This window comes from Tepidanaerobacter syntrophicus, from assembly GCF_001485475.2.
GTDB lineage: Bacteria > Bacillota > Thermosediminibacteria > Thermosediminibacterales > Tepidanaerobacteraceae > Tepidanaerobacter > Tepidanaerobacter syntrophicus.
The window spans coordinates 107,158-131,512 of record NZ_DF977001.1; the positions used below are offsets into that span (position 1 = coordinate 107,158).

Annotated in this window: 27 protein-coding genes; 8 read left to right on the plus strand and 19 right to left on the minus strand. The window is 41.7% G+C overall.

The window, feature by feature from the left end:
• Positions 1-99: 99 nt before the first annotated feature.
• Positions 100-375 carry a hypothetical protein gene (locus TSYNT_RS05510; protein WP_023062292.1) on the minus strand — a complete coding sequence of 92 codons (276 nt, stop codon included), beginning with the start codon at positions 373-375 and terminating at the stop codon, positions 100-102.
• A 154-nt stretch (positions 376-529) separates the two neighbouring features.
• Here TSYNT_RS05510 and TSYNT_RS05515 point away from each other — a divergent pair, with 154 nt between their 5' ends.
• From TSYNT_RS05515 to TSYNT_RS05525, 3 genes are all read left to right on the plus strand, one after another.
• Positions 530-745: a helix-turn-helix domain-containing protein gene (locus TSYNT_RS05515; RefSeq protein ID WP_023062291.1), complete on the plus strand. Its 216-nt coding sequence runs from the start codon at positions 530-532 to the stop codon at positions 743-745.
• Positions 746-953: 208 nt separating this feature from the next.
• Positions 954-1,835, plus strand: coding sequence for a hypothetical protein (locus tag TSYNT_RS05520; protein ID WP_059032506.1), 882 nt, complete (start codon positions 954-956; stop codon positions 1,833-1,835).
• A 29-nt stretch (positions 1,836-1,864) separates the two neighbouring features.
• Entirely contained in the window at positions 1,865-2,614 is a 750-nt protein-coding gene (locus TSYNT_RS05525) for a Fic family protein (protein WP_059032507.1), read from the plus strand.
• 190 nt (positions 2,615-2,804) lie between these two features.
• On the opposite strand, the gene TSYNT_RS05530 is transcribed toward TSYNT_RS05525, so the two are convergent.
• Positions 2,805-3,074, minus strand: coding sequence for a hypothetical protein (locus tag TSYNT_RS05530; protein ID WP_059032508.1), 270 nt, complete (start codon positions 3,072-3,074; stop codon positions 2,805-2,807).
• 135 nt (positions 3,075-3,209) lie between these two features.
• Here TSYNT_RS05530 and TSYNT_RS05535 point away from each other — a divergent pair, with 135 nt between their 5' ends.
• From TSYNT_RS05535 to TSYNT_RS05545, 3 genes are all read left to right on the plus strand, one after another.
• A complete protein-coding gene (locus TSYNT_RS05535; protein ID WP_162780989.1) occupies positions 3,210-3,575 on the plus strand; it encodes a DUF6431 domain-containing protein in 366 nt (121 codons plus the stop codon).
• A 178-nt stretch (positions 3,576-3,753) separates the two neighbouring features.
• Positions 3,754-4,116 carry a hypothetical protein gene (locus TSYNT_RS05540; protein ID WP_059032510.1) on the plus strand — a complete coding sequence of 121 codons (363 nt, stop codon included), beginning with the start codon at positions 3,754-3,756 and terminating at the stop codon, positions 4,114-4,116.
• Positions 4,113-4,643 (plus strand): hypothetical protein, encoded by a 531-nt coding sequence (locus TSYNT_RS05545; protein WP_023062288.1) that lies wholly within the window; start codon positions 4,113-4,115, stop codon positions 4,641-4,643. Before TSYNT_RS05540 ends, TSYNT_RS05545 begins: the two co-directional genes overlap by 4 nt.
• Before the next feature lie 273 nt (positions 4,644-4,916).
• On the opposite strand, the gene TSYNT_RS05550 is transcribed toward TSYNT_RS05545, so the two are convergent.
• The 7 genes from TSYNT_RS05550 to TSYNT_RS05580 form a co-directional block, all read right to left on the minus strand.
• On the minus strand, positions 4,917-5,399 hold the full coding sequence (locus TSYNT_RS05550; protein ID WP_059032511.1) for a hypothetical protein: 483 nt from the start codon (positions 5,397-5,399) through the stop codon (positions 4,917-4,919).
• Positions 5,396-8,887, minus strand: coding sequence for a tape measure protein (locus TSYNT_RS05555; protein WP_059032512.1), 3,492 nt, complete (start codon positions 8,885-8,887; stop codon positions 5,396-5,398). The genes TSYNT_RS05550 and TSYNT_RS05555 overlap by 4 nt, the downstream gene beginning before the upstream one ends.
• Positions 8,888-9,050: 163 nt before the next feature.
• Positions 9,051-9,353, minus strand: coding sequence for a hypothetical protein (locus TSYNT_RS05560; RefSeq protein WP_059032513.1), 303 nt, complete (start codon positions 9,351-9,353; stop codon positions 9,051-9,053).
• Between the two features lie 5 nt (positions 9,354-9,358).
• On the minus strand, positions 9,359-9,799 hold the full coding sequence (locus TSYNT_RS05565; RefSeq protein ID WP_059032514.1) for a hypothetical protein: 441 nt from the start codon (positions 9,797-9,799) through the stop codon (positions 9,359-9,361).
• Positions 9,800-9,821: 22 nt separating this feature from the next.
• Complete coding sequence (locus tag TSYNT_RS05570; RefSeq protein WP_059032515.1) at positions 9,822-10,508, minus strand: sigma-70 family RNA polymerase sigma factor; 687 nt, start codon at positions 10,506-10,508, stop codon at positions 9,822-9,824.
• 118 nt (positions 10,509-10,626) lie between these two features.
• Positions 10,627-11,589, minus strand: coding sequence for a hypothetical protein (locus TSYNT_RS05575; protein WP_059032516.1), 963 nt, complete (start codon positions 11,587-11,589; stop codon positions 10,627-10,629).
• Between the two features lie 61 nt (positions 11,590-11,650).
• Positions 11,651-11,878 (minus strand): hypothetical protein, encoded by a 228-nt coding sequence (locus TSYNT_RS05580; protein ID WP_059032517.1) that lies wholly within the window; start codon positions 11,876-11,878, stop codon positions 11,651-11,653.
• A gap of 199 nt (positions 11,879-12,077) precedes the next feature.
• Between TSYNT_RS05580 and TSYNT_RS05585 the strand changes: the two genes are divergently transcribed.
• Together TSYNT_RS05585 and TSYNT_RS05590 are read left to right on the plus strand one after the other, a co-directional pair.
• Positions 12,078-12,692, plus strand: a complete 615-nt coding sequence (locus tag TSYNT_RS05585) for a helix-turn-helix domain-containing protein (protein ID WP_059032518.1) — start codon at positions 12,078-12,080, stop codon at positions 12,690-12,692.
• A gap of 51 nt (positions 12,693-12,743) precedes the next feature.
• On the plus strand, positions 12,744-13,850 hold the full coding sequence (locus TSYNT_RS05590; protein WP_059032519.1) for a site-specific integrase: 1,107 nt from the start codon (positions 12,744-12,746) through the stop codon (positions 13,848-13,850).
• Between the two features lie 79 nt (positions 13,851-13,929).
• Here TSYNT_RS05590 and guaA read toward each other — a convergent pair whose 3' ends face one another.
• The 10 genes from guaA to TSYNT_RS05640 form a co-directional block, all read right to left on the minus strand.
• Complete coding sequence (gene guaA, locus TSYNT_RS05595) at positions 13,930-15,465, minus strand: glutamine-hydrolyzing GMP synthase (RefSeq protein ID WP_059032520.1); 1,536 nt, start codon at positions 15,463-15,465, stop codon at positions 13,930-13,932.
• Between the two features lie 242 nt (positions 15,466-15,707).
• Positions 15,708-16,772 (minus strand): ABC transporter permease, encoded by a 1,065-nt coding sequence (locus TSYNT_RS05600; RefSeq protein ID WP_059032521.1) that lies wholly within the window; start codon positions 16,770-16,772, stop codon positions 15,708-15,710.
• A complete protein-coding gene (locus TSYNT_RS05605) occupies positions 16,747-17,646 on the minus strand; it encodes an ABC transporter ATP-binding protein (protein WP_059032522.1) in 900 nt (299 codons plus the stop codon). The genes TSYNT_RS05600 and TSYNT_RS05605 overlap by 26 nt, the downstream gene beginning before the upstream one ends.
• Before the next feature lie 2 nt (positions 17,647-17,648).
• Positions 17,649-18,032: a GntR family transcriptional regulator gene (locus tag TSYNT_RS05610; RefSeq protein WP_059032523.1), complete on the minus strand. Its 384-nt coding sequence runs from the start codon at positions 18,030-18,032 to the stop codon at positions 17,649-17,651.
• A gap of 382 nt (positions 18,033-18,414) precedes the next feature.
• Positions 18,415-19,842, minus strand: a complete 1,428-nt coding sequence (locus tag TSYNT_RS05615) for an NAD(P)(+) transhydrogenase (Re/Si-specific) subunit beta (protein WP_059032524.1) — start codon at positions 19,840-19,842, stop codon at positions 18,415-18,417.
• Positions 19,843-19,856: 14 nt separating this feature from the next.
• Positions 19,857-20,129: an NAD(P) transhydrogenase subunit alpha part 2 gene (locus TSYNT_RS05620; protein ID WP_059032525.1), complete on the minus strand. Its 273-nt coding sequence runs from the start codon at positions 20,127-20,129 to the stop codon at positions 19,857-19,859.
• 15 nt (positions 20,130-20,144) lie between these two features.
• A complete protein-coding gene (locus TSYNT_RS05625) occupies positions 20,145-21,326 on the minus strand; it encodes an NAD(P) transhydrogenase subunit alpha (RefSeq protein ID WP_059032526.1) in 1,182 nt (393 codons plus the stop codon).
• 363 nt (positions 21,327-21,689) lie between these two features.
• Complete coding sequence (locus TSYNT_RS05630; RefSeq protein WP_238142646.1) at positions 21,690-22,874, minus strand: sigma 54-interacting transcriptional regulator; 1,185 nt, start codon at positions 22,872-22,874, stop codon at positions 21,690-21,692.
• Positions 22,875-22,974: 100 nt separating this feature from the next.
• Positions 22,975-23,481: a PTS sugar transporter subunit IIA gene (locus TSYNT_RS05635; protein ID WP_059032527.1), complete on the minus strand. Its 507-nt coding sequence runs from the start codon at positions 23,479-23,481 to the stop codon at positions 22,975-22,977.
• A gap of 29 nt (positions 23,482-23,510) precedes the next feature.
• The gene (locus TSYNT_RS05640; protein WP_059032528.1) at positions 23,511-24,353 is read right to left on the minus strand and encodes a PRD domain-containing protein; all 843 of its coding nucleotides are present in this window, start codon (positions 24,351-24,353) and stop codon (positions 23,511-23,513) included.
• Between the last annotated feature and the right edge of the window lie 2 nt (positions 24,354-24,355).

Below are 24,355 nucleotides of genomic sequence, written 5' to 3' on the forward strand. Positions count from 1 at the left end.
CGGATCTGGTACAATGTTAGTACAAGACCGCTCCGGTTGGTCTGTGTGAAGCTCTTTACATCAAAGCTTTTAGTCGGGTGCTGATGTAAGGGGCTTTTCTTATGCCACTGTGAAGCGGCGGGATTCTATTTCCTTCAAGTATTGCTTATAAAGTTCTGCATGTGTCGTCTTAAACGCTGCTGTATCAAAGCGGCTGCTTTTTACAACCTTCCAACGGATCTTGAAAACATCAACCACCATTTCATCTACTCCTCTGGCGCTCATCTCAGCTTTAATCGCATCCTGAATACTATTTATTTCTGCCTGAAGCTCTTCTGCCATTGCCTGAAGTTCTTTAAGCTCTCTAACCTTGCTTACTAATTCGTTTGTACTCATGTAATCACTCCCTTTAATTGTTTCTGTTTATAATATAAATGATATTGTTTATAGTGTCAATGACTAATTTAACGTTTCTCAATAAAAGAGAAATAATATCGTTGATTTATTAAATAAATTCGTTTATAATGAGAATATCGAAAGGAGTGGTTATATGTCCGTTTCGGAACAGTTAAAAATTCTATGTGTTAAGCTTGGTATAAGTGTTTCTGAACTCGGAAGGTTATCCGGCAGAAGTCCACAGGCCTTTAATCAAAAGATGAAGCGTGAAACTTTTACTGTCGATGAGCTAAAAAAGATAGCCGAAGCTGCCGGATGCAAATACGAGGGCTCTTTTATACTGCCATCTGGCGAGAAAGTCACATATTAATTGAGGGGATGTCCTGCTTTGGAAAAGAAAAATATTCATATTTTTGCGCCCTACAACAATGGCTTTACTGTAAAAATTCCAGGAGCTGGGTACCTCAATGGCAAGGAGGCAAGAGAGTAAAATTTGCCCTTGGTACAACTTTGAAAACGACAGCGAGGTGACAAATGGCAGCATTTCCATTAAAAAATAATTAAGAAAGGATGATTTTATGTTTATGGTTCTTGGTTTAACCGGAATGGTAGGCTTTGTGGTCTGCCTGGTTGTTTTTATAATCTCACTGATTAGAAAAAAGTCGAAGAAGCCAAGTGCTATTGGTATGGTTGTGTGCTTCACCTTGTTTTTTGTCGGTTTGGCATTGACGCCTCCAGCGCCAGAAAAAACAGCAGTAGAAAAGGAACCGGCCCCGATTATTACGGAGAGCACTGACTTTGAAAGTGAAGCTCCCTCTTCAAGTGTTATGCCTTCTGAGACCATTACGCCTGTTTCCACTGCTGACGATAGTCAGTCTGCAGAGAGTTCCTCACCATCCGAGCCGTCCAAGCCATTCGAGCCAACTGAACCGACTGAAACTCAGCCTACCGAAGTATCGGAGACTGTCTTCACATTAGATGATGAGATAATTCCGGGACTTAAGGCAGCCGATATAAAACTGAACTTGGTTAAATGGGGATTGAAGGAGGCCTCTTCCAAGAAATCCGAGGGCTCTGACGACATTTCCTATATTTCCTCCGTGGTCGATTCTGAAACCGGTGCTGATCTGTCCTATTTCATCATGACAAACAGTGCTCTTAATGTGAAATATGCAACCTTCTCAATTATCAATCTGGCTGCTATATCTGAAGAGGATTTCCTTAATATCGCTACCGGTTATCTTGGTTACTGTGCTACTGTTCCATTTGACGGTGCCGAGCCTGAAAAATCCAAACAGTGGATCGAGGACAACATTAAAAAGTGTAATGAAGCGGGAAAGATTGAAACACTGAATGTCGGCAATGTAGAATTTTCACTCTACGGCACTGGCAACAGTTCACGATATCTTGAAATAAAACCCATAAAAAATAATCCTCAGCAGAGCTCATCGGAAGATTAAACGAATTTATAAATGGAGGAGTTGATAAAATGACGATATATGAAAAAATCGACCGCTACAAGCTGGCCATTGATGAAAAGCGTCCCTTTGAAGGTCATTTGCTTCATGAAATTAAAAACTACTACCGGATAGGCCTTACATGGTCCAGCAATGCCCTCGAAGGGAACACCCTCACTCTAAGTGAAACAAAGATCCTCCTGGAAGACGGACTGACTGTCGGAGGGAAGCCTCTTCGGGATACATTCGAAGCCCTGGGGCATGCAAAGGCTTATGATTTCATGTTTACATTGCTTAATAGTTACCAAATAACCGAAGAAGACGCCCTTACAATGCACCGGATGTTCTATACAGGTATTGATGCCGAGGAAGCGGGAAAATACCGCAGTCGCCCAGTCTTTATAACCGGCTCAAAATATGAAGTATGCCCAGTAGAACGGATAGAAGAGGAAATGAAAAACTTATTCCAGTGGGCATGCTCCGCGCGTAACAAATACCATCCGGTCCAATTTGCCGCCCAGCTGCATAAGCGGTTCGTATTTATTCATCCTTTCATAGATGGAAATGGGAGAGTTGCTCGGTTGCTGATGAATACGGCGCTTATTCAAGACGGTTATATGCTGGCCATAATTCCGCCGGTCTTGCGACATGAGTATATTAGCTTACTGGAGCGGGCTCATGAAGATGATCAACCTTTTATGGACTTTATTGCCGAACGCGTTCTTGAGTCTGAAAAGGAAATTATGAGGTTATTGAATATCCCTTTTCCTCATCTATCCTAAAATAAAATAAGAGCGATATCTGTCCGTTAAGATTCCGCTCAAAATATACCCAGTGGTAATATTTAAGCCATTCCGCGTTTATATGAAAAAGAGAGCCTCTACCGGGATAAAGTCCTGGAGGCTCTCTTTGTGTTTCTGGTGTAGCTTTGATGTCATTGTCCTATTGTATGACATGGAAGAGCTATGGCCGCTAATATTCACTTGGGAAGAGGATTGTTGTCGCAGATCTATCCCATTCGGTAATAATCCAGATCTTTCCCTTGCTGGTCTCATATGCGGCCAGTATCCGCTCGCCTGTCCTGGCTGCCATATCATTCAGATCTTTATCCTCTTGACAAAGGTCTCCCCAGTCATATTTCCGGTACCGGTTAAAGGCTGCTATGACTTCTTGAGCAAATGCCGGGTTTTCCTTCATTTCATCAGCTACACCTTTTATTGCGAGTATCGTTCCATATTCCATGGGGTTTCTCCGCTTGCTTTAGTTTGTATTCATGTTAATACGATCAGCTCACCTGGTTAAGGCATACCAGGTGGGTAAATTCAGGACCAGCTCCAAATACGTTGGCGTATTTAATAACGTTCAGCGGATGAGGAGGTGGTTATCCTGATCATTGCTATTAATTACACCGTGGAATACGACGAGGCCCGCAAGGTTTATAAGATCCGGAATAAAGATGCTCCATTTTGCCCGGACTGCGGCCAGCTGCTCTCCGGATATGATACAAGAGCTCGCCATGTCGTTGATAGTTCGGGCCAGATCTGCTGGTACCGACTGCGCCGGTTAAAGTGTCTATGTTGCGATAAACTGCATCTTGAGCTTCCGGATTTTATGGCTCCTAAAAAGCATTATGAAGCCAGGCTTATAGAAGATGTTATGGCTGGCCGATCGGATTCTTGCCCGGCTGATGATTCGACAATCCGAAGATGGAAAAAAGGAAAATACCCACCCAGTTTGCCTTAATAACCCGGAGCTTCTGTAGTATTTTTGTAGACAAGCCAGTTGAAAGGAGTGATAAACCATTGGAAACAGAATTTTTAAAAAAATAGCTGTCTCATTCGGTATAGCTTTAGCTTTGTTTGTAGCCGCAGTAATCGGTTACAATTTTAACGATGCGAGCTTGTCCTTACCTGGAGACTCTGTGAAGACATTCTCCGATGTAGATGTATCATCGAATAACAGTGGCGCCCCTGGTATGATCACAATCCCAGGTTACAAGCATATCACTATGAAAGCAGGCCAGAAGGTTCAGAAGGTAGAGCTCGGTAATCCAAAACAAAATAACTGTTATATGTCAATTGCTATTAAGCTCCCAGATGGGACGCAGCTTTATGAGTCAGGTTTGCTTGAACCCGGACAGGTCCTTACCTCTATTGAAATCTCCCGAGAGCTAAAATCCGGGATTTATGAAGGGGCAATCCTGAGCTATTCATGCTATGACATGGAGGAAATAAAAGAGCTAAATGGTGCTGTAACTATTTTTGATTTGGAGGTTATGCCATGAATAAAAGAGTTTTGTCTGTATTAATAGCCATCATCCTGGTGTGCAGTGTTATGCCAATAGAAGCACTTGCAAGCCAGACATCTGGAAGTATGACCGTTTCCTATACCTATACTTTCACACCTGATTATACAATAAATATCCCCGCTTCAATCTCTATCAATGATAGCGAAGTTATTACATTCACGGCTGAAAAAATGGATATTGGATCTGATAAGGAAGTCCATATTAAAATCGACGGTGAAGCTACATATGAAAACGGCGGAAATTTTTATCTTTATAAAGATAAAGGGACAGAAAACGAGTCAAAAATACCTTGCTCTATTTTGCGCTCAAATCCATCTGGAAGTATTGGATGGACTAAAATTAACGGCTTGAGCAACGAGGATGTAGCTTGGTTTAGAGATGGTGATACAAATGTGAGAGGTTACGGAGCTCTTAAATTTATACCAAATGTCCCCAGCGGCTCTCCCTATGGAACATATACAGGAACGGTCTATTTTAAGATTGAGCTCATTGATAAAAGCTAATTAATTCATAAAAGCATGTTAGTAGTAGAACCCTGGAAAAACCAGGGTTTTTGTTTTCTTGCTTACTCTATAAAATATATTTTAGGCGCGTATTTCCCCTTTATTTTGAATTTTAACTCCAACATGGGTATTTACCTTACCTACTTTAAATTCGCTCCGTACAAGTCAAATCTGGCCGTTTCTCGCCTGCATTTTTGATATGGACATGTCCGTCCAAACAAGTAAAGCAAAAGAGCGGATTTTATTCCGCCCTTTTACTTTTTAAGGCTAAGCCTAATACGGCTCTTTGAAGATTTGACTAATACGAGGCATTGCTTTCTCGATGATAGGATCCTCAAATGGTCTTGGAGCCATTCTATCGGTTCCCTCTTCGAGATATGGAGCATACTTTACTTCAGTAGTAATTGCCGGTTTTATTGTTACGGTCTTGCCTATTCGCTCGGATGCAGATTGCGGTCTCCAACTTAAGCGCAGGTTTCCACTGCGATTTGCAGGCGGTTCACCTGGTGCTGAAGCTCTGTATAATTGCCCACCTCGCAATTTATGGCCATAATCTTTAAGCAAGCTCTTTGTTTGCTTTGTCATCCTGCTGCCATATGTGCCAGGCTTCTTATAAACCTTACCGGAACGCTCTCCTCGAAGGACAGTTAAAGCTGAATTCCGGAGCTCGTTGGCTGCACGAAACGCTCTTGATTTGGCTTGATAAGTTATTTCCTCCACAATCTCATTAACAGCGCCCTCTAAATCAATCTTCAAGCTTCAGCCACTCCTTTCACCGGCATATTTGCAAAAATGCGGGCCAGTCTTTCTGCCAGCTCGTCTCCGATGTCGTCAGTCATTTCGCGGATATAAGCCTTCAGTATGGCCACCACTTTGTTTTCATCGGTGTTGTCTCCGCCGCCTTCAATCGTGAATTTAGGCTCTGCCTTGACTTCTACCTTGATGGTGATGTTCTGGCCGGCCTTTCCGGTTGCGGAGGCTACCGGGATTTCGTCCGGTTCCTCTCCTACGATTCCGCCGTCTTCATAGGCCCTTACGCCAAGAAGCTCACCGGTCCGCTGCCATAAATCAAGGCCTCTTTGCCTCTTGCTTGGGCTTAACGGGATAATTCCTTCAGCTCCGTCCTCGGCCACGATGCCCATGTGCGGCTTTGTCATAATGCCGCCGTATGCATGTTCGAGGACGCTGCCTTTGCCCTGGCTGGTCGTCAGGCCGGTTTCTTTCGATCCTTTTTGACCCAGGCCTCCGAGCCAGTCTTTGAAGCTCTGCCACTTGTCGCCGATCCATTCACCGATGCCACCGAGCTTTTCGCCTACCCATTCCCATGCCCTGGTTGCTCCGGTCTTGATGGGTTCCCAGACTTTCTGTTCAAACCATCCCGACACTCCGGACCAGGCTTCGCTTATGGCATTCTTTGCTGCTGTGAACTGATCTCCCAGCCATGCTCCTGCTGTCTGCGCTGCGCTTTTCACCGGCTGCCAGACCGATTCATCAAACCAACCTGAAACAGCTCCCCAGGTCTCGCTTACCCAGGTCTTGGCCTCGCTCCATCTTTCGCTTACCCACTGGCCTGCTGCCTGGGCTCCTGTTTTGACCGGTGTCCATATTGACTCTTCAAACCATGTTGAAAAGTCGGACCAGCGCTCGCCTATCCATGTTCTTGCCTCGCTCCATCTTTCGCTTACCCACTGGCCGGCGGCTTGGGCTGCATTGCTTACCGGGGTCCATATCGATTCATCAAACCACCCGGAGAAATCACTCCATTTATCTCCGATCCAATCTCTTGCCTCGCTCCATGCTCCTGCTGCGATGTTAATTGCTGAAATACCAACGTCCTTTGTCGGGGTCCATATCGAAGTTTCGAACCATTCACTGAACCCGCTCCACTTGTCACTGATCCATGATCCGGCGTTTGAGGCTCCTGTCTTGATGGAGTCCCATGTGTTGCTTGCCCATATCTTGGTATTTTCCCAGAACTTTGATAAAGCTCCGTCTTTGTCCGTTGCGTCAGATAGGGCTTTGCCGGCTTTATCTCCGGTTAAAAGCGCCGCTGCGCCGCCTATTCCTGCACCGATTAAAGTTCCAAGTCCAGGCATGATTGCAGTACCTATTAAAGCACCTGTTCCGACCATACCTGCTTTGGTTCCTGCGGTTACATACTCATCTTTAGCAACTTTGTTATTGCCTGCTTTGCTTGCTTTTATTCCCTGATAAACATCAATTCCTGCGCTACCAAGTCCGAGGATCCCGCCTATAATTCCGGCTATCCCTGCGGCGCCTGCAGCTGCAGCTCCGCCGGCAGTTGTTGCTCCGCTTCCGAGTGCTACTCCTAACTTGGCCAGGCCTGTTGTTAATGCGCCTCCGGACGCTACGTATGTGCCATTAGCAAGCTTCACAGTATTTATAGCATTTCCTGCCGCTCCCGCGGCGCCCGGTAAAGCAAGAGGCGATCCTCCTCCAGGAAGCTTCGGTATTGTCGCGGGTCCTCCTCCAGGTAAGCTTGGAATGTTGTTTATGATTTTGCCCCCACTTCCACCTTCTCCAATCGTTGGGCCATTGATGTAAACTACGGAGGCCGTAACGGCCATAGTGGAAGTTATGAAGCTGTCAGGGACAAGAGATCCTGTTGCTGCAGGTACTCCATCTTTGCTCCCTTTTCCAAAAAGGTTAAATAAACCTTTCCCGGCCTTACTTCCCAGCTTAAAAACACCTGTTCCAAGTTTAAAGATACCTGTAAGTAGCGGCCATATTTTAGCAATTCCTAACCCTATTGCGCCGGCAGACAGCCAGGATGTACTGCTTGGCTTCTCTCCTCCTGGAAGCAGCGTTCCTGCGTCCTTAAATACGCCTTTGATAGCGTTCAGGATTGCCTCTCCTACCTTCTTGCCGTCAAATCCCCGTGTAAAACCTTCAGCGAATGAAGCGCCTATGCTGGTTCCGTCCTCTACGGCACCCCTGGCGTCAATTCCGAGTATGGCCAGCAATCCTGCGGAGAGTGCAGTTCCTATTCCTTCGCCGATTTTGCTGGCTTTGTCTGCAAGCCAGGCCTTACCGGTTGAATTCCACCACTCGTTGAATGGCTGCGCTATGATCTTATCCCAGGCTATCTTCAGCTTTTCTCCGAAGTTCTTGGCGTCTTTCCATTCCTGGGAGTTAACCATGCGCTGTATGCTATTTCTCAAGGCATCCACTCTGGCCATTACCCACTTGGAGATATTTGCTCCGGCTTTCTTCCAGGCCTCTCCCCATTGAGCGATGATATCCTGGTTCTCGTCTATCCAGGTAGTGATCTTTTCAAGTCCTGGCTTTACGCCTTCCCACAAGCCTTGTCCCCAAGGCCTCAAGAGTGAGTTTTGGAGAGTGTCTTTAAGGGTTGAGATCATACCTTTGGCCGTCCTGGATTGGTTGTCCATCATTCCGCCGAAGCGCTTATCCATGCCTCGTAACAATGCATCGATAACTTTTGCCGCTTCTATGCTCTCTTTACCGATGTTCGCTATCTGCTCTCCGGTGAGGCCGAGCTCTTCCTGCAGGATCTGGTTAGCCGGCACGCCGAGTTCCTGGAGCTGCAAGAGCTCTTCTGTCTGCGCTCGCCCTTTGGCCTGCATCTGGCCGAGGGCCCTGGTGATTCTGTCTATTCCTTTGGAGCCGGCTCCCAGGCCGCTGGCCGTATCGCCTATGGTTTTCAGCATATCCAGCACCTTATCCGCTTCAAATCCGAAGGCCATTAGCAGCTTACTGCTGTTGATCAGTTCCGGAAATTCAAACGGCGTTTTGTTCGCAAACTCTGACGCTTCCTTCAGGAACTGCTGGGCCTTCTCGGCGCTTTTTAGCATGGTCTCAAATGCAATCTGTGTCTGCTCAAAGTCAGCGGCTATGTCCATTGGTTTATAAATGCCAGCAAATGCGCCGGTGGCCCCGAGTATAGCTCCCTGGATGGAAGTCGCAAAGTTCCATAGGCTTCTCAATGGTGCCGTGGCCAGATCGATTACTTTCATCGTAAAACTGAACGTCTTACCCGCTATGCTGCGTGCTTTTGATGAAACTTTACCGACAATGCTTGACGCCCTATCCAGCGCGTCAAGGACGATCTGGTATTTTGTTTTATTCATCTGCTCCAGCCTTTCCTGGGTCCTTTGACTTGCTTTATCAAAGGCATTCAGCTTACTTTTAGCCTGGGACACTCCAGGATCTGTATTATCCTTGATGCTTATTGGTATCTCAATTCTATAGACGTCACCCATAGTTATCCTCCTTTCTGAATTATTTTAATTAATTGCATGGGTTTTAGAAGGGAGGAGCTCTGCCACAGTAAAGGTAACTGCTAACTAATGCACTTATATAGCCTTTTCCCTTTAACTTTCCGCTTTTCACGTTATCCCTCCTTTCTGCTTATAGCTTCCCGGACTATTTCTCCGAGCTGATTTCTGGCTTGATTTCAGTCAAGCAAAAGTCCAGAATATCACATATTTGCTTTAGTGCAGCGGTTATATATCCTTCGTTCATTGGGCTGCCTATTTGAATGCTGTTAAGGAGCTCTTTGGCTTCTTTTAGCTTGTCCAAGGCTTTCTCATGTGGCGTCTTTTCAGCAGCCTTTCTTGCTGCAGCTTCCCTTTCCTCTTGCTGCCGCTGTAGCTCCTGGCGTTGTTTTTGCTTTTCGATGTACTTAGCTCTTTCCTCATTTCTAACTTCTGCAGTAGGGAAAAACATTGTCTTCACCTCCTTCCAAATTCTTCAGTTAACTTTTTTGTTATTGCCTCCTGGAGTTTAGCTTTTATAAAAGCCGGACTTTCCTCTTCAGGGAGCAACTCAATCCCGCCGATACCATATAAAATTACCGTCAGGTCCCTTACGCCTCTGTCTATGTCCTTGAATAATGTCCTTCTGTTTATGTTAAATCGTGCCGCCGTTTTATAGCTATCCAGAGGATTTTCTGCAAAATAGAAACAAAGCAATTCGTTATACACTCTGGTTTTTTCACCTTTAGCTATCTCCCTGTATATCTTCATCGCTTGTATAAGTACCGCTTTCTCCTCTGGGCTTGACTTACCATCCCTATATCTTTGCAAGGCCTGTTTTACAGCTTTCTGCCGGGCTTCAACCATGATACTTGAACTGTCTTCCTGCTCAATTAATTCCTGAATGTTAAATGCCATTTCACATCCCCCTTGGTTATTGTTATATGAGTTTGAGAGCCTCGTCCTCAAAGCTAATAACAACGCTCTCTGGATTTGAGAATTCACTTATACGTCTAAACTGGTAAACTTCCCCTAATTCTTGAATGGATTCTGATTTACGCAGTTTATTGAAAGCCGAGCATCTTATATCCCATGTAAGCCACCTTTCCCATCCCATGATCTCACATATCTCTGTAATGGTTTTTTCTTCATAATACCGGTAATGTATGTAAATCTGTTCTCTTGGCGAAAGCTTATCTATCTCTTCTCTGACAATAAGCATCATATCGTTTAGTTCGCAATAACTGTATGTATCCGAAGAGGGGTCACAAATAGCATCCTCTAAAGTAAGGTCGTCTCCGTCTTCAGATATGGGTGCATTGAGCGATATCGTCTCAACCTGCCGTTTACCCTTAAATCCTAATTCAGCGAGGCATGTATTTTTCACGTGATATCCAAGATATGAATTAAAAAGAAGTCCCTTATCAGGTGAAAAATCATTAACGGCCTCTAAAACCGCAAAGTAACCGCACTGAAGTAAGTCTTCCGGCTCTGCTAAACTGTTCTTGCATAGAGGGAAATACCGGCTTATGAGCTTGAAAAGCAGTGGCTTCACTGCGAAATACAATTTATGCAGGCTTTCTATATCTCCCTGCGCGGCCATGGCCGCCAACTCCTCATTTGTCACTTGTAATAACCCCCTCTCCGTGATAGAATATTAAAAAATATGTTAATATTTGGCTAAACGGAGCGGGAGCTGTTTATAATGCTCTCGTTTTTATTTTTGTTTGTTAGCAACCATAGTCTTATTTCTCCTTATCTATTGACCGTGAATAGAAATAATAATCTTCTGCTCGTTTGAAGCCTGCAAGCATATCTCTCTTACTTTCTGCTCCCGGCGAGCTGGCCGCTGGTTGCTGATTGTTCCCGTCAAAATACTTGCTATTGATTCCATTCAGCGGTTCCTCCTTGTATTCATCATCCCATCTTCCCTCGTTCAGCCAGGTTTTTGGGTTTGGTATATATCTGCCGTTTTCTCTCTGCCATTGCCACGTTGCTTTAGCTCTTCCTATGGCCGTCATGATCTTGTCAAACAGTTCTGTATCAGGCTTGACCTTTTTCCAGGCGTTCCATGCTGCCTTCTTGCCTACTTTCTTTGGATATGCGGTCCAGAATTCATTAAATCTCTTTTCCTGAAGGCTTGGATCCGCCACGTCACTCTCTTCTTCAAGATCACGGTTTATGTTAAGGTTACGGTTAAGGTTACGGTCACGGTTACGGTTACGGTTAGGGTCGGATGTCCCATTGTCTTGTCCTATGGAATGTCCATAGTCTTGTCCCGCGGACTGTCCCGCGGACATTCCGCTATCATTATCACTTTGACGTTGTTTCCTTTTTCGTTCAGCCTCTTTAGCCCGCTTATCGAGTGCTTTATACCATTGATCCTGCCATACATCCCAGTCATGCAGAATAAAATGACCATCATCAGCAACATCAATCCATCCAGTAGAGATGAGACTTTCCAGAAGATGTTCTGCTGCTTCATGTGCAGATTGTCCCGCGGACTGTCCGCGGTACATAATGCCGTCAGCTATATCATCAGCTGTTGCACTAAGAATATTTCCATCTCGATCAGCATTATTAAGGCCCCATAACCACAGTGTAACGAGTATTCCAATCGCTTCATGCCTACTGCATTGAAGCTGGCGAGCTAATGCTCTGGTTTTTGGGTGATCTCGCACACCTTCATGAGCGCTTACCCATGCCATACTCACCACCTCCTCTCTCTTTACCTTCTATTGCTCTGCTTCTTCCTTCCGGGTAAGCGGATTATGCTCCGAACGCTTCACATATGTGGCCATCGTTACTGCATCCCTGTTTTGCTTTGCTGAGTTCCTTAATTGCTTGTCGGACCATCGCTTTCTCCTCTGGAGATAGTTCGTCCCGCAGTTTGCGGCAAAATGTTGATTCAGAGCATCCCAGCCACTTCGCAATCTGCCAATGAGCTACGTTTGCACTCTTAGCTTCTCTCCTAATATCAGCGTTGGCTTTACTCATTCTACATCCTCCTTTGCATATAATTGTTGTTGTTGTTATTGACCTTTGAACAGTAATGTTGTATTATGTCTTTAGAATAATTCTTGTTGCTGTTGTTGTCAATTAGGCTAAATGCAATTCAACAATGTTGTTCATTTTTAGAATTTGCGGCTCTGATGCGCCGTTTACTTGCTTATATTGTTAAACGAGGAGGTATAAAATGGGAGAAAGCAAAATCAACAAAACTGAGATGCATGTGCGTAAGTGTTTTTCTGAACGCCTTAAGGGATTACGCAAAGGACGCAAGCTTTCACAGGATGAATTGGGCGCCGATCTTGGCTTGTCTCGCGGCAGTATCAGCTATTATGAAAAACAGAGCCGAACGGCTCCGATAGATGTTCTGTATGTCATTGCGGATTATTTTAATGTGTCTACAGATTTCTTGTTGGGTCTGAAAGATGAACCTGATCCATATGTTAAAATAAATGCTCCCAAAAAGCCTGGAACTTCTCATACGCTTCCAAAAATTTTAGATGATGTCCCAGCTCTGGCAGCTCGGCATTCTGAATTATGGAGTGCTTTTATTCGAACGTCGCTATTGCTCCCTCAGGAATCTGGATTACGGGATAGTCTTTTCACTGCAGTAATGGGGACAATAGATGCTTACATGGTTGCAGCACAATTTCTCCGATCAGGTAAACCCTTATCAGAGTTAATCTCTGCGCTCCAGGATACCAAAGTATCTACCGAGCTTTCTATGTCTATCCTTGTTCAGATCTCTGGCCTTCAGGAGAAAGCGATTAGTGCCAGCCAAGATGATAGGGGAAAAGAATAAAAAATAAGTACCGACTTTTTATCAAGAGTTTATATGAAGGGAGGCGGTTGGTTGCCGGTTTACAAAGATGAAGAGAGAAAAACGTGGTATGTCTGGTTCCGCTACAAAGACTGGGCCGGCGTTGTGCGTCAGCACAAGAAGAGAGGCTTTCAGAAGAGATCTGAAGCTGTCCAGTACGAGCGAGACTTTCTAAAAAAGCAAAGCGGCAGCTGTGATATGAGCTTCGGCTCTATGGTGGAGCTATACATGGAAGATTGTAAATCGCGGCTCCGCTCCACGACATACGAAAGTAAGAAATACCTCATTGAGTCAAAAATACTTCCAACTTTTAAAGATTTACCTGTCAATGCTATAACAGCCGCTACGGTGCGTAAATGGCAGAATGAGCTCCTGGATGATGATGCTGAGTATTCTCCAACATACCTTAAAACGATAAATAACCAGCTGTCGGCCATTTTCAATTTTGCCAAGCGCTATTATGGCCTGAATACAAATCCTGCAGCTGTCGCGGGATCCATCGGTAAAAAGAACGCCGAGACTATGCAGTTCTGGACAAAAGATGAATTTGAGCTTTTTATTGAAGCTGTTTCAGATAAGCCTGCGTCATATGCTATTTTTAATACCTTATTCTGGACCGGTATGCGCTCCGGAGAGCTCCTGGCCCTTACTCTGAATGATATAAATTTCGAAGCTAAAACGATAAGTATAACAAAGAGCTACGCCAGGATTGGAGGAGAGGATGTGATCTCTCTTCCAAAAACTCCAAAGAGCCGCCGGGTAATTACTGTACCGGATTTTCTCCTGGATATTCTGAAGGATTACGCCGGCCGCCTGGTGGACTATGAGCCTTCGGACCGCCTTTTTGAATATACAAAGCACTACCTTCAAAGCGAAATGGACCGCGGGTGTAAGAAATCAGGGGTAAAAAAGATACGTGTTCATGACATCCGCCATTCCCACGCATCGTTATTGATTGAACTGGGTTTTTCCCCGCTGCTTATATCAGAGCGTCTTGGCCATGAGAATGTGGAGACCACTCTGGAAATATACGCCCATTTATACCCCAATAAGCACGGGGAAGTTTCCAGTAAACTGAACGAACTATTTACCCCTAAAATTTTCCAAAAAACAGGCGAAAATCCGGGTATTTCAGAATAATGCTTCCAAATTGCTACCACGGGCAAAAATTAAGCCTCTGAAACCCTTTATTTTACTGGGTTCAGAGGCATTTTGACGTCTATTCCCACTCGATAGTTGCCGGAGGCTTTGATGTTATGTCATAAACTACGCGGTTTGCATCCTCTACTTCACTTGTGATTCTTTTTGAAATTCTGTCAAGTAAATCATGGGGAAGTTTTGCCCATTCGGCAGTCATTGCATCTTCGCTTATTATTGCTCTTACGGCAATAGTATGTTTATATGTGCGTTTGTCTGCAGTTACACCTACGCTTTGAATGTTCGGGAGGATTGCAAAGGCCTGCCACAGTTCTCTATAAAGTCCCGCTTTTTTTATTTCATCAGTTACAATAAAATCGGCTTCTCTTACTATATTGAGTTTTTCTTCGGTTACTTCTCCCAACACTCTTACTCCGAGCCCCGGCCCGGGGAATGGATGGCGATATACTATCTCTTCGGGAATTCCCAATTCAAGCCCTATTTTTCGTACTTCATCTTTAAAAAGTTCTTTTAGAGGTTCTATTAATTCAAAGTTTACATTTTCTGGAAGTCCGCCAACATTGTGATGGCTTTTAACTGCTCCTGCTATTGGGTTTACGCTTTCAATTATGTCAGGATATATTGTTCCTTGAACTAAAAAGTCAATTTTTCCGAGTTTCGATGCTTCTTCTTCAAACACCCTGATAAATTCTTCTCCAACTATTTTTCGTTTCATTTCGGGATCTGTAACACCTTTAAGCTTATCAAGAAAGCGCTTAGATGCGTTAATTGCTATAAGATTCATATGAAACTTATCCCTGAATGTCTTTATAACTTGCTCCGGCTCGTTTTTGCGCATAAGGCCGTGATCTACAAAAATGCACGTCAAATTGTCACCTATTGCTTTATGAACTAAAACTGCCGATACTGATGAATCAATGCCGCCGCTAAGAGCGCAAATTGCTTTTTTATCTCCTACCTTCTCTTTTATAAGATTTACTTGTTCTTCAATAAAAGCCTTGGTAGACCATGTTCCACTGCATTTTGCAATCCCAAATAAGAAGTTATTTAAAATTTCACGTCCACATTGAGTCAAACTTTCTTCAGGGTGAAATTGAATGCCGTAAAGGTTTTTCCCGTTTCCAATTGCTGCAAACTGAGTTTTCTTAGTATGTGCAAGCACTTCGAATTCTTCGGGAAGTGAACTGGGTAAATCGCCACTGTCCATTACAACTGTTATCTTCCCATCGATGCCTTGAAATAAACCCTTTGGCATGTCTATAATAAGTTCTGATACACCACTTTCCCAGCTGCCAGATGCTTCGATTTTTGCACCAAAGGTCTTTAGCATTAGCTGCATTCCGTAGCCTATAGCCAAGACCGGGATATCGCTTCTAAAGATATTTTCATCGCAAAAAGGTGCATTCTCACTATAGACGCTCATCGGCCCCCCGGCTAAAATAATTGCTTTGGGCTGCTTTTCTAATATTTTTTCCAGCGAAGTTGAATATGGTAGTAATTCACAATAAACCTGAGCTTCTCTTACTCGCCGTGCCACCATCTGGGCATATTTACCACCAAAATCAAGGATTATAACTGTTTCCCTTGCACGTTCCATGCTATCCCCTCCAAAAGATTTTACCTTTTTCACTCAACAATTATCCCACAAAATCTTATATTTTTCCATGAAATTTTGGCTCTAACATATATTTTTTTATTTCTATTTTACTTATATATTTATATGTAATTCTTTTGCCATTATATCATAGATTTTAAACTTCTGATTTGCCTTATCTTGGATGACGGATTGTTTTTGTCTCTAAATACAACAAGTGTCGTAAGTATCTTGCCACGTTATTCTTATACCTTCGCTCGGTTTGTTTTTATGCTGTAACTTGCTACAAACCATCCTAAAAAAATTCCTATGATATAGCCAATTATTGTAAATATCCTGGGAACATTATTTGTGAAATATATAAAACTTCCTGCACATCCGGTAACTATTACTCCAACGAGCATGGAGGTGCACACTGCCACCCCAAACTTGAAAAATGTTTCTATTGTCTCAAATTCTAGAGTTTCGCCGCTTCTCTCCAATTTATTGCGGTCAAACAATAGTTTTGCTGCAACAAGCATTATTATTGCTGAAATAATATGAAATACAATAGGCACCTCTTTAATGTTGCTTAATATCCCCGGCATAGTATATGACCCAAAAATATTTAAAAACTCGTCAATTACAGCTATGCGATATCCCCACATCGCCATATTCATATACAGCAATCCTGTAAAACCTATGGGGAATATGAAAAATATAATAGTCAAAACCAACTGGGATATTGAAGTACCTGTCAAACTTGCAAAAAGCAGTGAGAAACTCAATACAATAAATAATCTAAAGGCATCTGCTCCAAACCAGGACATTACCATACCTGCTGAGTAAAAATCCCTTAAGCCCTTGGAAAGCCATAGAGCTGCTACCATTATCGCTGCATTTATTAAAAACGGCAAAATTACATTTGCAAAAGCTATTACGGCTTTATTAAAAAATATTTCTGTACGGCTAAATGGCATAGTCGCAAGTATTTCGAATGTCTTTTTTCGCTTTTCCTCTCCAAATAGAAGCGCCGCAGCTGCCATGGGTGTAAAAACTACTAACATTGCTTCCATACCTGATAGTTGTTTAAATTTATCTTGCAAAAGATTCTTTAACTCGGCTTTGTATCCATCTATATCAAAGCCCGCATACCATTCCGGGTGTTTTTCCATTTCTTGAATTGTTCTTTGATAATTGTTGTATGTATTTATCACACCTAAAGTCATTGTAAAAAATAATATGCCTGCTACCGCAAAGCACAGCCATTTAGTCATTTTCCAGTCCTTTTTCAGCAAAGCCTTATTAAAGGGCAATGTCTGTAAAGTCATAGCCTTCAACTCCCATCTTGTATATAAAAATCTCTTCAAGAGACATATCTATCGTTTCTAATAAAATAGGATTGCATTTTTTGATCGCATCTATTACCGCATCAAGATTATCCTTCACTACTATTTGATGTATTTTGCCGATGGTTTCTATTTTTAGTATATGTTCATTGCTCTTTATCTCTTCCGGAAACTCACCTTTAAACGCAACTTGAATCTTTCTCACATTACTTTTAAGGTTTTCAACACTATCTTCCAACAACATCTTACCTTCATGGATAATGCCAATATGGTCGCAAATTTGCTCCAATTGCCCCAAATTATGGCTTGAAATCAAAACAGTAGTTTCATTTGCGCTTACTTCGTCGACAATTAAGTTTAAAACCTTTTGTTTAACAACAGGATCTAAGCCCGATGTGGGTTCGTCCAATATAAGTATATTGGGCATTATAGATAAGCTCAAAAGTATGGCAAGCTGCGTTTTCATGCCTTTTGATAAATATTTGATTTTTTTATTGCCGTCGAGTTTGAAAAGTTTCATTAATTGAATATATCTTTTATCATTCCAAAACGGGTAAGTATCCTTATAAAACTCGACTATCTCACCGATTTTAAAGGAGGGATAGAAATACTGATAATCCGATACATAGCCTATTCTGGACTTTATATTAGTATTATCTTTGATGTTCTCGCCCGAGATTAGAACTTCACCTTTTTCCGGTTTATATATATCTACTAAGTTTTTTATCAAGGTTGTTTTGCCTGCCCCATTAGGTCCTATCAAACCATATATCGAACCGCTTTTTATCCTAAGGTTTATGTCATCTAGGATCTTTGTTCCTCCTAAAGATTTATCTAAATTTTTAACTTCAATCATTTTTATGCTCTCTCCTCCATTTCCTCAGCTAATCCTTGAATGAAAGCCATAAGCTCTTCTTTGCTAAACCCCATATACAAGGCTTCAATGATGCCCTTTCTAAACGTTTTTTTTAGTTCTTCCATTTTGCTACTGTCTTTTTTTGGTTTATATTCTTTTGAGATAAATGTCCCTTTCCCTTGAATTGTAACTATTACCCCTTCTCTCTCTAATTCTTTATATGCCTTTTGAACAGTGTTTGGGTTTAAAGTCATCATTTTAGCCATATCTCTAATAGATGGCAGCTTTTCCCCCGGTTCAAATAAGCCCTTCAATATACCTTCTTTTATATTGTTTACAATTTGCGCATAAATAGGCGTGCTGCTGGTTACATCAATATAAATCAATTTTTCACCTCCAACGGCATTATGTATATAGTGTACTATGAGTATTAATACATTAGATACATAGTAACTTATAAAAAAAATAAAGTCAAGGTTTGTCCCTGACTTTTATTCTTGCTCCTGTATTTCTATTTTTTTAATATCCGGGTGGCCGTTAAAGGATAGAAACTTTTTATCCCAGAAACCGCCTGTCATCCCGAAAATAGTTTCAAAATAGTTTCTCTGCTTTATATCTTAAAAGCTATTTGTCATCCTGAACGCAGCAACAGATCTTTGGAGGGATTCTTCGTCTAGTTTTCTGTATGACTATAGTAAGATACAAAAAGAGCTGTCGCTTTGCAAGATTATTTTCCTTGCAGTGCAACAGCTCTTTTATAGACATTCCTTAAATATTGTTTTTCGAACTTAATGTAACTTCTTCTTGCTCTATGCTCTTGATTAGTTTTTTAAGTGTTTCCGAAGCATCGCCAAGCAGTAAATGCACATGAGGTAATTCATATAGGGAATTGTCAACTCCCGAATAGCCCGGCTTTGTATCTAAATTACATACAATAACACTTTTTGCCTTATCTACTTCCAGCACCGGCATTCCATATATAGGGGTGCCCTCAGCGGTGTTGGCTGCAGGATTTATTACATCACACGCTCCGACTACAAGCACTACATCTGTTTCGGCAAATTCCGGGTTTATGGCATCCATCTCGCATAATTTTTCGTAAGGCACATCCACTTCTGCCAAAAGCACATTCATATGGCCGGGCATACGGCCTGCCACCGGATGTATAGCAAACTTTACTTCCTTGCCTTGGGACTCCAATAAGTCATATAATTCTTTTACATAGCTTTGTGCTTGTGCTATAGCCATTCCATAGCCTGGAACAATTATGACCTTTTTTGCTTCTTTTAAAAGTTGTGCAGGAGTTTTTTTATGTTCAGGCGATTCTTCATTTCTTTTTACAGCTGTTATTTTCCCTTCAGATTTCTTTGCTTGTGCTGAGTTATTTAATTGTGATCCCTTTAAAATATCGACCAGTGATCTATTCATGGCGCTACACATAATCTGTGTAAGTATCAAGCCGGAAGCACCTACAATGGCTCCGACTGCTACTAAAAGCGGATCCCCTATCGTAAAGCCGCAAATAGCTCCTGCAAGTCCTGACAGAGAATTTAAAAGCGATATTGTAATCGGCATGTCAGCGCCGCCGACCCTAATAGCAAAGAATACACCGTAGGTTAATGAAAGTAAAGCAGTAACAATAGAAAAAGTTCCGGAATTTGCTGCATTCGAAAATAAAGCAAGGATTATAAATACAGCAACAGCTAATAAGATACTATTTGAGATTTGATTGTGCTTTTTAAGAATTATAGGTTTTTGGGATATTTTTCGCGCAAGTTTTGCTGCTGCCACCAGGCTTCCACTTAACGTTATTGCTCCTACTGCTAACGCCAACTGGCTTGTGATTCTGGAAAAAGTTGTCATATAGGGGTACTTTTCATAAATTTCTACAAGTGCAACTAGGGCAGAAGCTCCCCCTCCAAGACCGTTTAATAGGGCTACCATTTGAGGCATCTCAATCATCTTAACCCTTTTAGCAATTGCGTAGCCGATAACCCCTCCAAGGAGAATCGCAATCCATAAAAGAGGCATGTCTATGATGCCATTATATATAAGCACAACTATAATAGCGACAAACATAGCTATTGCCCCTATCCTGTTGCCTAGAACTGCAGTTTTGGGTGAGCTCATCAATTTAATTCCCAGAAGAACCAGAGCTGATAAAACAACAGAAATAACTTCGTAAGTTCCTATCATGGGCACACCTCTCTTTAACTTTTAAACATTTTTAGCATTCTGTCGGTAACAAGAAACCCTCCTATAAGGTTGATCGCTGCAAGTACTATGGCAATAAATCCAAGCAATTTACTTGATAGCGATACAGCAAACGCTGTCGAAACCAACGATCCAAGTATCGTTACACCTGATATTGCATTTGTACCTGACATCAGGGGAGTATGAAGCAGGGAAGGGACTTCTTTGATAACTTTATATCCCAGGATGCCGGCAACCACAAAGACAGTTATAAGAAATAGTTCCTTCAATTTGCCTCACCCTTTCTATATTGCAAGAACTTCACGTGCCCCGACATGATACAAATTCCCGTCCTTAGTCACTAAACTCGAAGCTATAATTTCATCATCTGTATCTATTATTATTTTGCCGTCTTTGACAAACGATGCAATAAAATTATATATATTATGAGCGAACATCCATGTTGAACTTATAGGCACCATTCCCGGGATATTTTTTGTTCCATCTATGCTTACACTATATTGAACTATAAGTTCTCCTCCTTTAGTCAGCTCACAATTTCCTCCCTGATCAATGGCAACATCCACAATAGCAGATCCTGGTTTCATCTGTTTTACCATTTCTTCTGTAACTAAGACCGGAGCTAATCTTCCAGGGACTAATGCTGTTAATATTAAGATATCAGATTTTATGACATAATCCTTTATAGATTCTTGCTCTTTTAAAATCCATTCCTTTGGCAAGGACTGAGCATATCCGCCTTCACCTATAGCAACGTCAGCCGGAACACCTGTTTCTACAATTTTTGCACCTAGGCTTTTTGCATGTTCCGCCGCCTCTGGTCTGATATCGGCAGCATAGACTACTGCTCCAAGCCGTTTAGCCGTTGCTATCGCCTGCAATCCGGCTACACCTGTTCCAATTACCATGACCGTTGAAGGTTGTATCATTCCAACAGCCGTACCTATCATAGGAATAAACTTAGGCAGGCGGTCAGCTGCCATCAAAACACTTTTATAACCTGCCACTGTGCTCATCGATGTCAGGGCATCCATAGACTGTGCTCTAGAGATTCGGGGAATGCCGTCAAGCGTTAAACTAATGACTCTTTTCTCCATAAGTTTTTTTACCATTTCATGATTGGAAGGAGCTGCTGGGTGCAAGAATGTTATTAAAACCTGTCCTTCATGCATTAAATCCACTTCATGCACACCCAACTCTTCATTAAATAATGGCTCTTTAACTTTTAGTATTATATCTGATTCGGTATATAGTTGTTGTATATCCTCGATGATAACTGCTCCAACTTTCTCATATTCGGCATCAGCAAAATACGACCCGACTCCCGCTCCCTTTTCGACAAAAACTTTAGCGCCACCATCAGTTAGTTTTTTTACCGTTTCGGGAATAGCAGCTACTCGCCTTTCTCCATTCATTATTTCTTTCGGTATACCAAAATATAATCCTTTAAATTGACTGCTAGACATTATGAGACCCCCTTATTGATATTTAAAATGCTTTGCTTATATATTTAATTTGCAAGAAACATGCCATAAAGTTTTAAAAGTTCCGTAATATTATAATGCGCTTGACGATGCTCTAAATTGCTGTTCTAGTGCAGTTTTCTGAGGTTTATTATAAAAACCGTTTTTTTAAAATCGTTTATATAAAAACATATGGTAACTTAAGTTACCATATATTAGTTTCGAGCGGTAGTTTTTGTTACCTGATTATACAGGAATTAGCAAAGTTAATTCAAAAGGAACGATTTAATCCCAAATTTCAGAAGTTATTTAGTTATTTGTAAAAAAATATGGTAACTTAAGTTACCATATGTCGCAAAATCAGCATTATTCAATATTATATTTCTTCATCTTTTTAATCAAGGCAGGGTGTGATATCCCTAAAGCTTTAGACGCTTTTCTAATAGAGCCATGTTTAGATAAGGCTTCACTTATTACTTTGCTCTCAAGCTGTTCGACGATTGTTTTAAGGGGCACATCCTCCATTTCCGGTAATTCAAGCTCATTATGTCCTTCAAAGTGGAGGTTGTCTATGTCGATTATTCTTCCAGGCGTAAGATTTACGGCTCTTTCTATCAAGTTTTGCAGCTCTCTTACATTGCCGGGCCAATCATAATTTACAAGAAATGCCATCGCTTTTGCTGTAAGGGTTTTAGGCGGTTTCCCGAGAGAATTGACATATCTTGAAAGAAAATATTCGGCAAGAAGGGGAATATCCGCTCTACGTTCTCTAAGAGATGGTATTGTAATGGGAACAACATTTAAGCGATAATAAAGATCTTCTCGAAACTCACCTTTTTGAACCATCTTTTCTAAGTTTCGATTAGTTGCTGCAATTATTCTTACATTAATTGGCTTTTCTTTATAACCGCCTATTCTCCTGATTTTCATTTCTTGTATGACTCTGAGCAATTTCGCCTGAGTGCTTAAAGAAAGATCGCCTACTTCATCCAGAAATACAGTTCCTTTATCTGCTATTTCAAGCAAGCCCGCCTTGCCGCCTTTTTTGGCTCCGCTAAAGGCGCCCTCTTCATAGCCGAACAGCTCGCTTTCCAATAGTGTATCAGGTAGCGCTGCGCAATTTACAGGATAAAATGAGAATTTATTTCTCGGACTTGCAAGATGAATAGCTTTTGCAAAAAGTTCCTTACCTGTTCCGCTCTCACCTAGAATCAAAATAGTGCTGCTTCCCTCAGCCGCAAGTCTTGCCCTGAAAATCGCTTTCTTTAGCGCGCTGCTTTCTCCTAAAATAGAACTGAAGGGATCGTCTTTTGGCGCATCAGGCACAGTACATCTTACTTCTTCAACCTTTTTTATGTTGGGAATTGGCGCAAGATCAAGCATTATCTTCTTTTTTATTTCTTCATTTTCACATTCCAGCTCAAAGTACATTAGATTTGGTAAAACTTCCAATGCCAAAATACTAATATTATACTTTGCTATAATCCTGCTGGTATCATAAACCATGCCGGTTCTATCTTCGAACTCAATCCGCAGCCTGAAAGCCCCCACCGTATCCACCACCAATTAACATAATATGTCGCTATATACATTCTATCGTAAATGCAAGTTTTATTCCAGTTAGGGAGGCTTTAAGGCAGCCGGCTTTTAATTAATTTGGTAAAAGATCTACTTCCATTAAAGGGTCGCCTGTGCTAATATTTCTATTCTCTGTAATTTCCATCGAAGCTATTTTATCTTTCTCCGGCAAAATTATCGGCGTTTGTAAAAGGTAACCGCTATTTTTAATGAAATCTATGTCAAATTCTACAATCGCATCACCAGCTCTTACTTTTTGGCCTTCTTTTACTAAAATCTTAAAGCCTTTTCCATTTAAGTTCACTGTATCAAGGCCTATATGGACTAAAACTGCAAGGCCTTCCTTCGACTCAAAAACAATAGCATGGCCTGTGGGAAATAGCTGCTTTATTTTTCCGTCAAAAGGTGCTACCACTACTCCTTCTGAAGGTTCGATGGCAATCCCGTCGCCTACCATCTTATTTGCAAAAACTTCATCTTTTACTTCGGCAAGATCTATAATTTTTCCGCTTACAGGAGCCATTACAGTAACAGATTTATTTGTTTTGCGGTTTCTATTTGCGAAAACAAGTCCAAACACCTGAATCCTCCTTATACACTACCAAAATCTTAGTTTTTATCTAATTCATTTAATGAATCTTTTATTCTTTGAATGTGCAAAGCTAAATACCCTATCTCGTCTTCCGTCGGTGATTTTCCCAGTCTTTCTCTTATATATTCAGCAAGTTTATTTGCAATACTATAGCTGTCGGCAAATTCACTTTTTATTTTTTTAAGCAAGGGATTTTTTATAGTTGTATTACTGTTTATCCGATCTAAGGCAAATCTTAAATGAACTAACAGTCTTGCATAATTGGCATCTTGCCTGTTGAGTTTAGCGTTCAGTTCTCCTTCTGCAATTTCAACCATTTTGTTTATCATAGTTGTATTCTCAACAGTCTTTGCTAAATCCCTATTTATTCTTGAAGAATGTATGTGCATAGCAATAAAACCTTTTTCGCCATCAGGAATATTTGTTTCAAACTTTTCTTCAATCATTTCGGCTGCCTGACATGCCAGCTCATATTCTCGAGAATACAAAGCTTTAATTTCCTCTATAAATGGATTTGTAATCTCAAGACCAGTCTTTAGCCTTTCTAAAGTGAATCCAATATGATCAGCCAAAGCTACATGAATATGTTCATTTAGAGGCTCCTGCAGCTCCTTTGATACCATAGATATAATTTCTTCCGTAACGCCTATTATGTCCTCGTTGAAATTATTTAGTTGTTCAAGCTTATTCTTGTCGACAAAGCTAAACACCTTCTCAATTTTTTCATTATCTATCATGCCACCCGGTTTCGCATCAAAACCAAGTCCTTTCCCAACAAGGACGACTTCTTTTTGGTTTAATCTATCCTTTGCCATTATTACATTATTGTTAAAAACTTTTATAATGCGAAATCTATGCACTA

What these genes read in the sequence shown, in the direction of transcription:
- TSYNT_RS05560 (WP_059032513.1), bottom strand. Translation starts at nt 9,353, where the DNA reads ATGTTTTTCCCTACTGCAGAAGTTAGAAATGAGGAAAGAGCTAAGTAC.
- TSYNT_RS05545 (WP_023062288.1), top strand. Translation starts at nt 4,113, where the DNA reads ATGAATAAAAGAGTTTTGTCTGTATTAATAGCCATCATCCTGGTGTGC.
- TSYNT_RS05525 (WP_059032507.1), top strand. Translation starts at nt 1,865, where the DNA reads ATGACGATATATGAAAAAATCGACCGCTACAAGCTGGCCATTGATGAA.
- TSYNT_RS05515 (WP_023062291.1), top strand. Translation starts at nt 530, where the DNA reads ATGTCCGTTTCGGAACAGTTAAAAATTCTATGTGTTAAGCTTGGTATA.
- TSYNT_RS05510 (WP_023062292.1), bottom strand. Translation starts at nt 375, where the DNA reads ATGAGTACAAACGAATTAGTAAGCAAGGTTAGAGAGCTTAAAGAACTT.
- TSYNT_RS05600 (WP_059032521.1), bottom strand. Translation starts at nt 16,772, where the DNA reads ATGACTTTACAGACATTGCCCTTTAATAAGGCTTTGCTGAAAAAGGAC.
- TSYNT_RS05575 (WP_059032516.1), bottom strand. Translation starts at nt 11,589, where the DNA reads ATGGCATGGGTAAGCGCTCATGAAGGTGTGCGAGATCACCCAAAAACC.
- TSYNT_RS05625 (WP_059032526.1), bottom strand. Translation starts at nt 21,326, where the DNA reads ATGTCTAGCAGTCAATTTAAAGGATTATATTTTGGTATACCGAAAGAA.
- TSYNT_RS05580 (WP_059032517.1), bottom strand. Translation starts at nt 11,878, where the DNA reads ATGAGTAAAGCCAACGCTGATATTAGGAGAGAAGCTAAGAGTGCAAAC.
- TSYNT_RS05565 (WP_059032514.1), bottom strand. Translation starts at nt 9,799, where the DNA reads ATGGCATTTAACATTCAGGAATTAATTGAGCAGGAAGACAGTTCAAGT.
- guaA (WP_059032520.1), bottom strand. Translation starts at nt 15,465, where the DNA reads ATGGAACGTGCAAGGGAAACAGTTATAATCCTTGATTTTGGTGGTAAA.
- TSYNT_RS05585 (WP_059032518.1), top strand. Translation starts at nt 12,078, where the DNA reads ATGGGAGAAAGCAAAATCAACAAAACTGAGATGCATGTGCGTAAGTGT.
- TSYNT_RS05520 (WP_059032506.1), top strand. Translation starts at nt 954, where the DNA reads ATGTTTATGGTTCTTGGTTTAACCGGAATGGTAGGCTTTGTGGTCTGC.
- TSYNT_RS05605 (WP_059032522.1), bottom strand. Translation starts at nt 17,646, where the DNA reads ATGATTGAAGTTAAAAATTTAGATAAATCTTTAGGAGGAACAAAGATC.
- TSYNT_RS05530 (WP_059032508.1), bottom strand. Translation starts at nt 3,074, where the DNA reads ATGGAATATGGAACGATACTCGCAATAAAAGGTGTAGCTGATGAAATG.
- TSYNT_RS05555 (WP_059032512.1), bottom strand. Translation starts at nt 8,887, where the DNA reads ATGGGTGACGTCTATAGAATTGAGATACCAATAAGCATCAAGGATAAT.
- TSYNT_RS05615 (WP_059032524.1), bottom strand. Translation starts at nt 19,842, where the DNA reads ATGATAGGAACTTACGAAGTTATTTCTGTTGTTTTATCAGCTCTGGTT.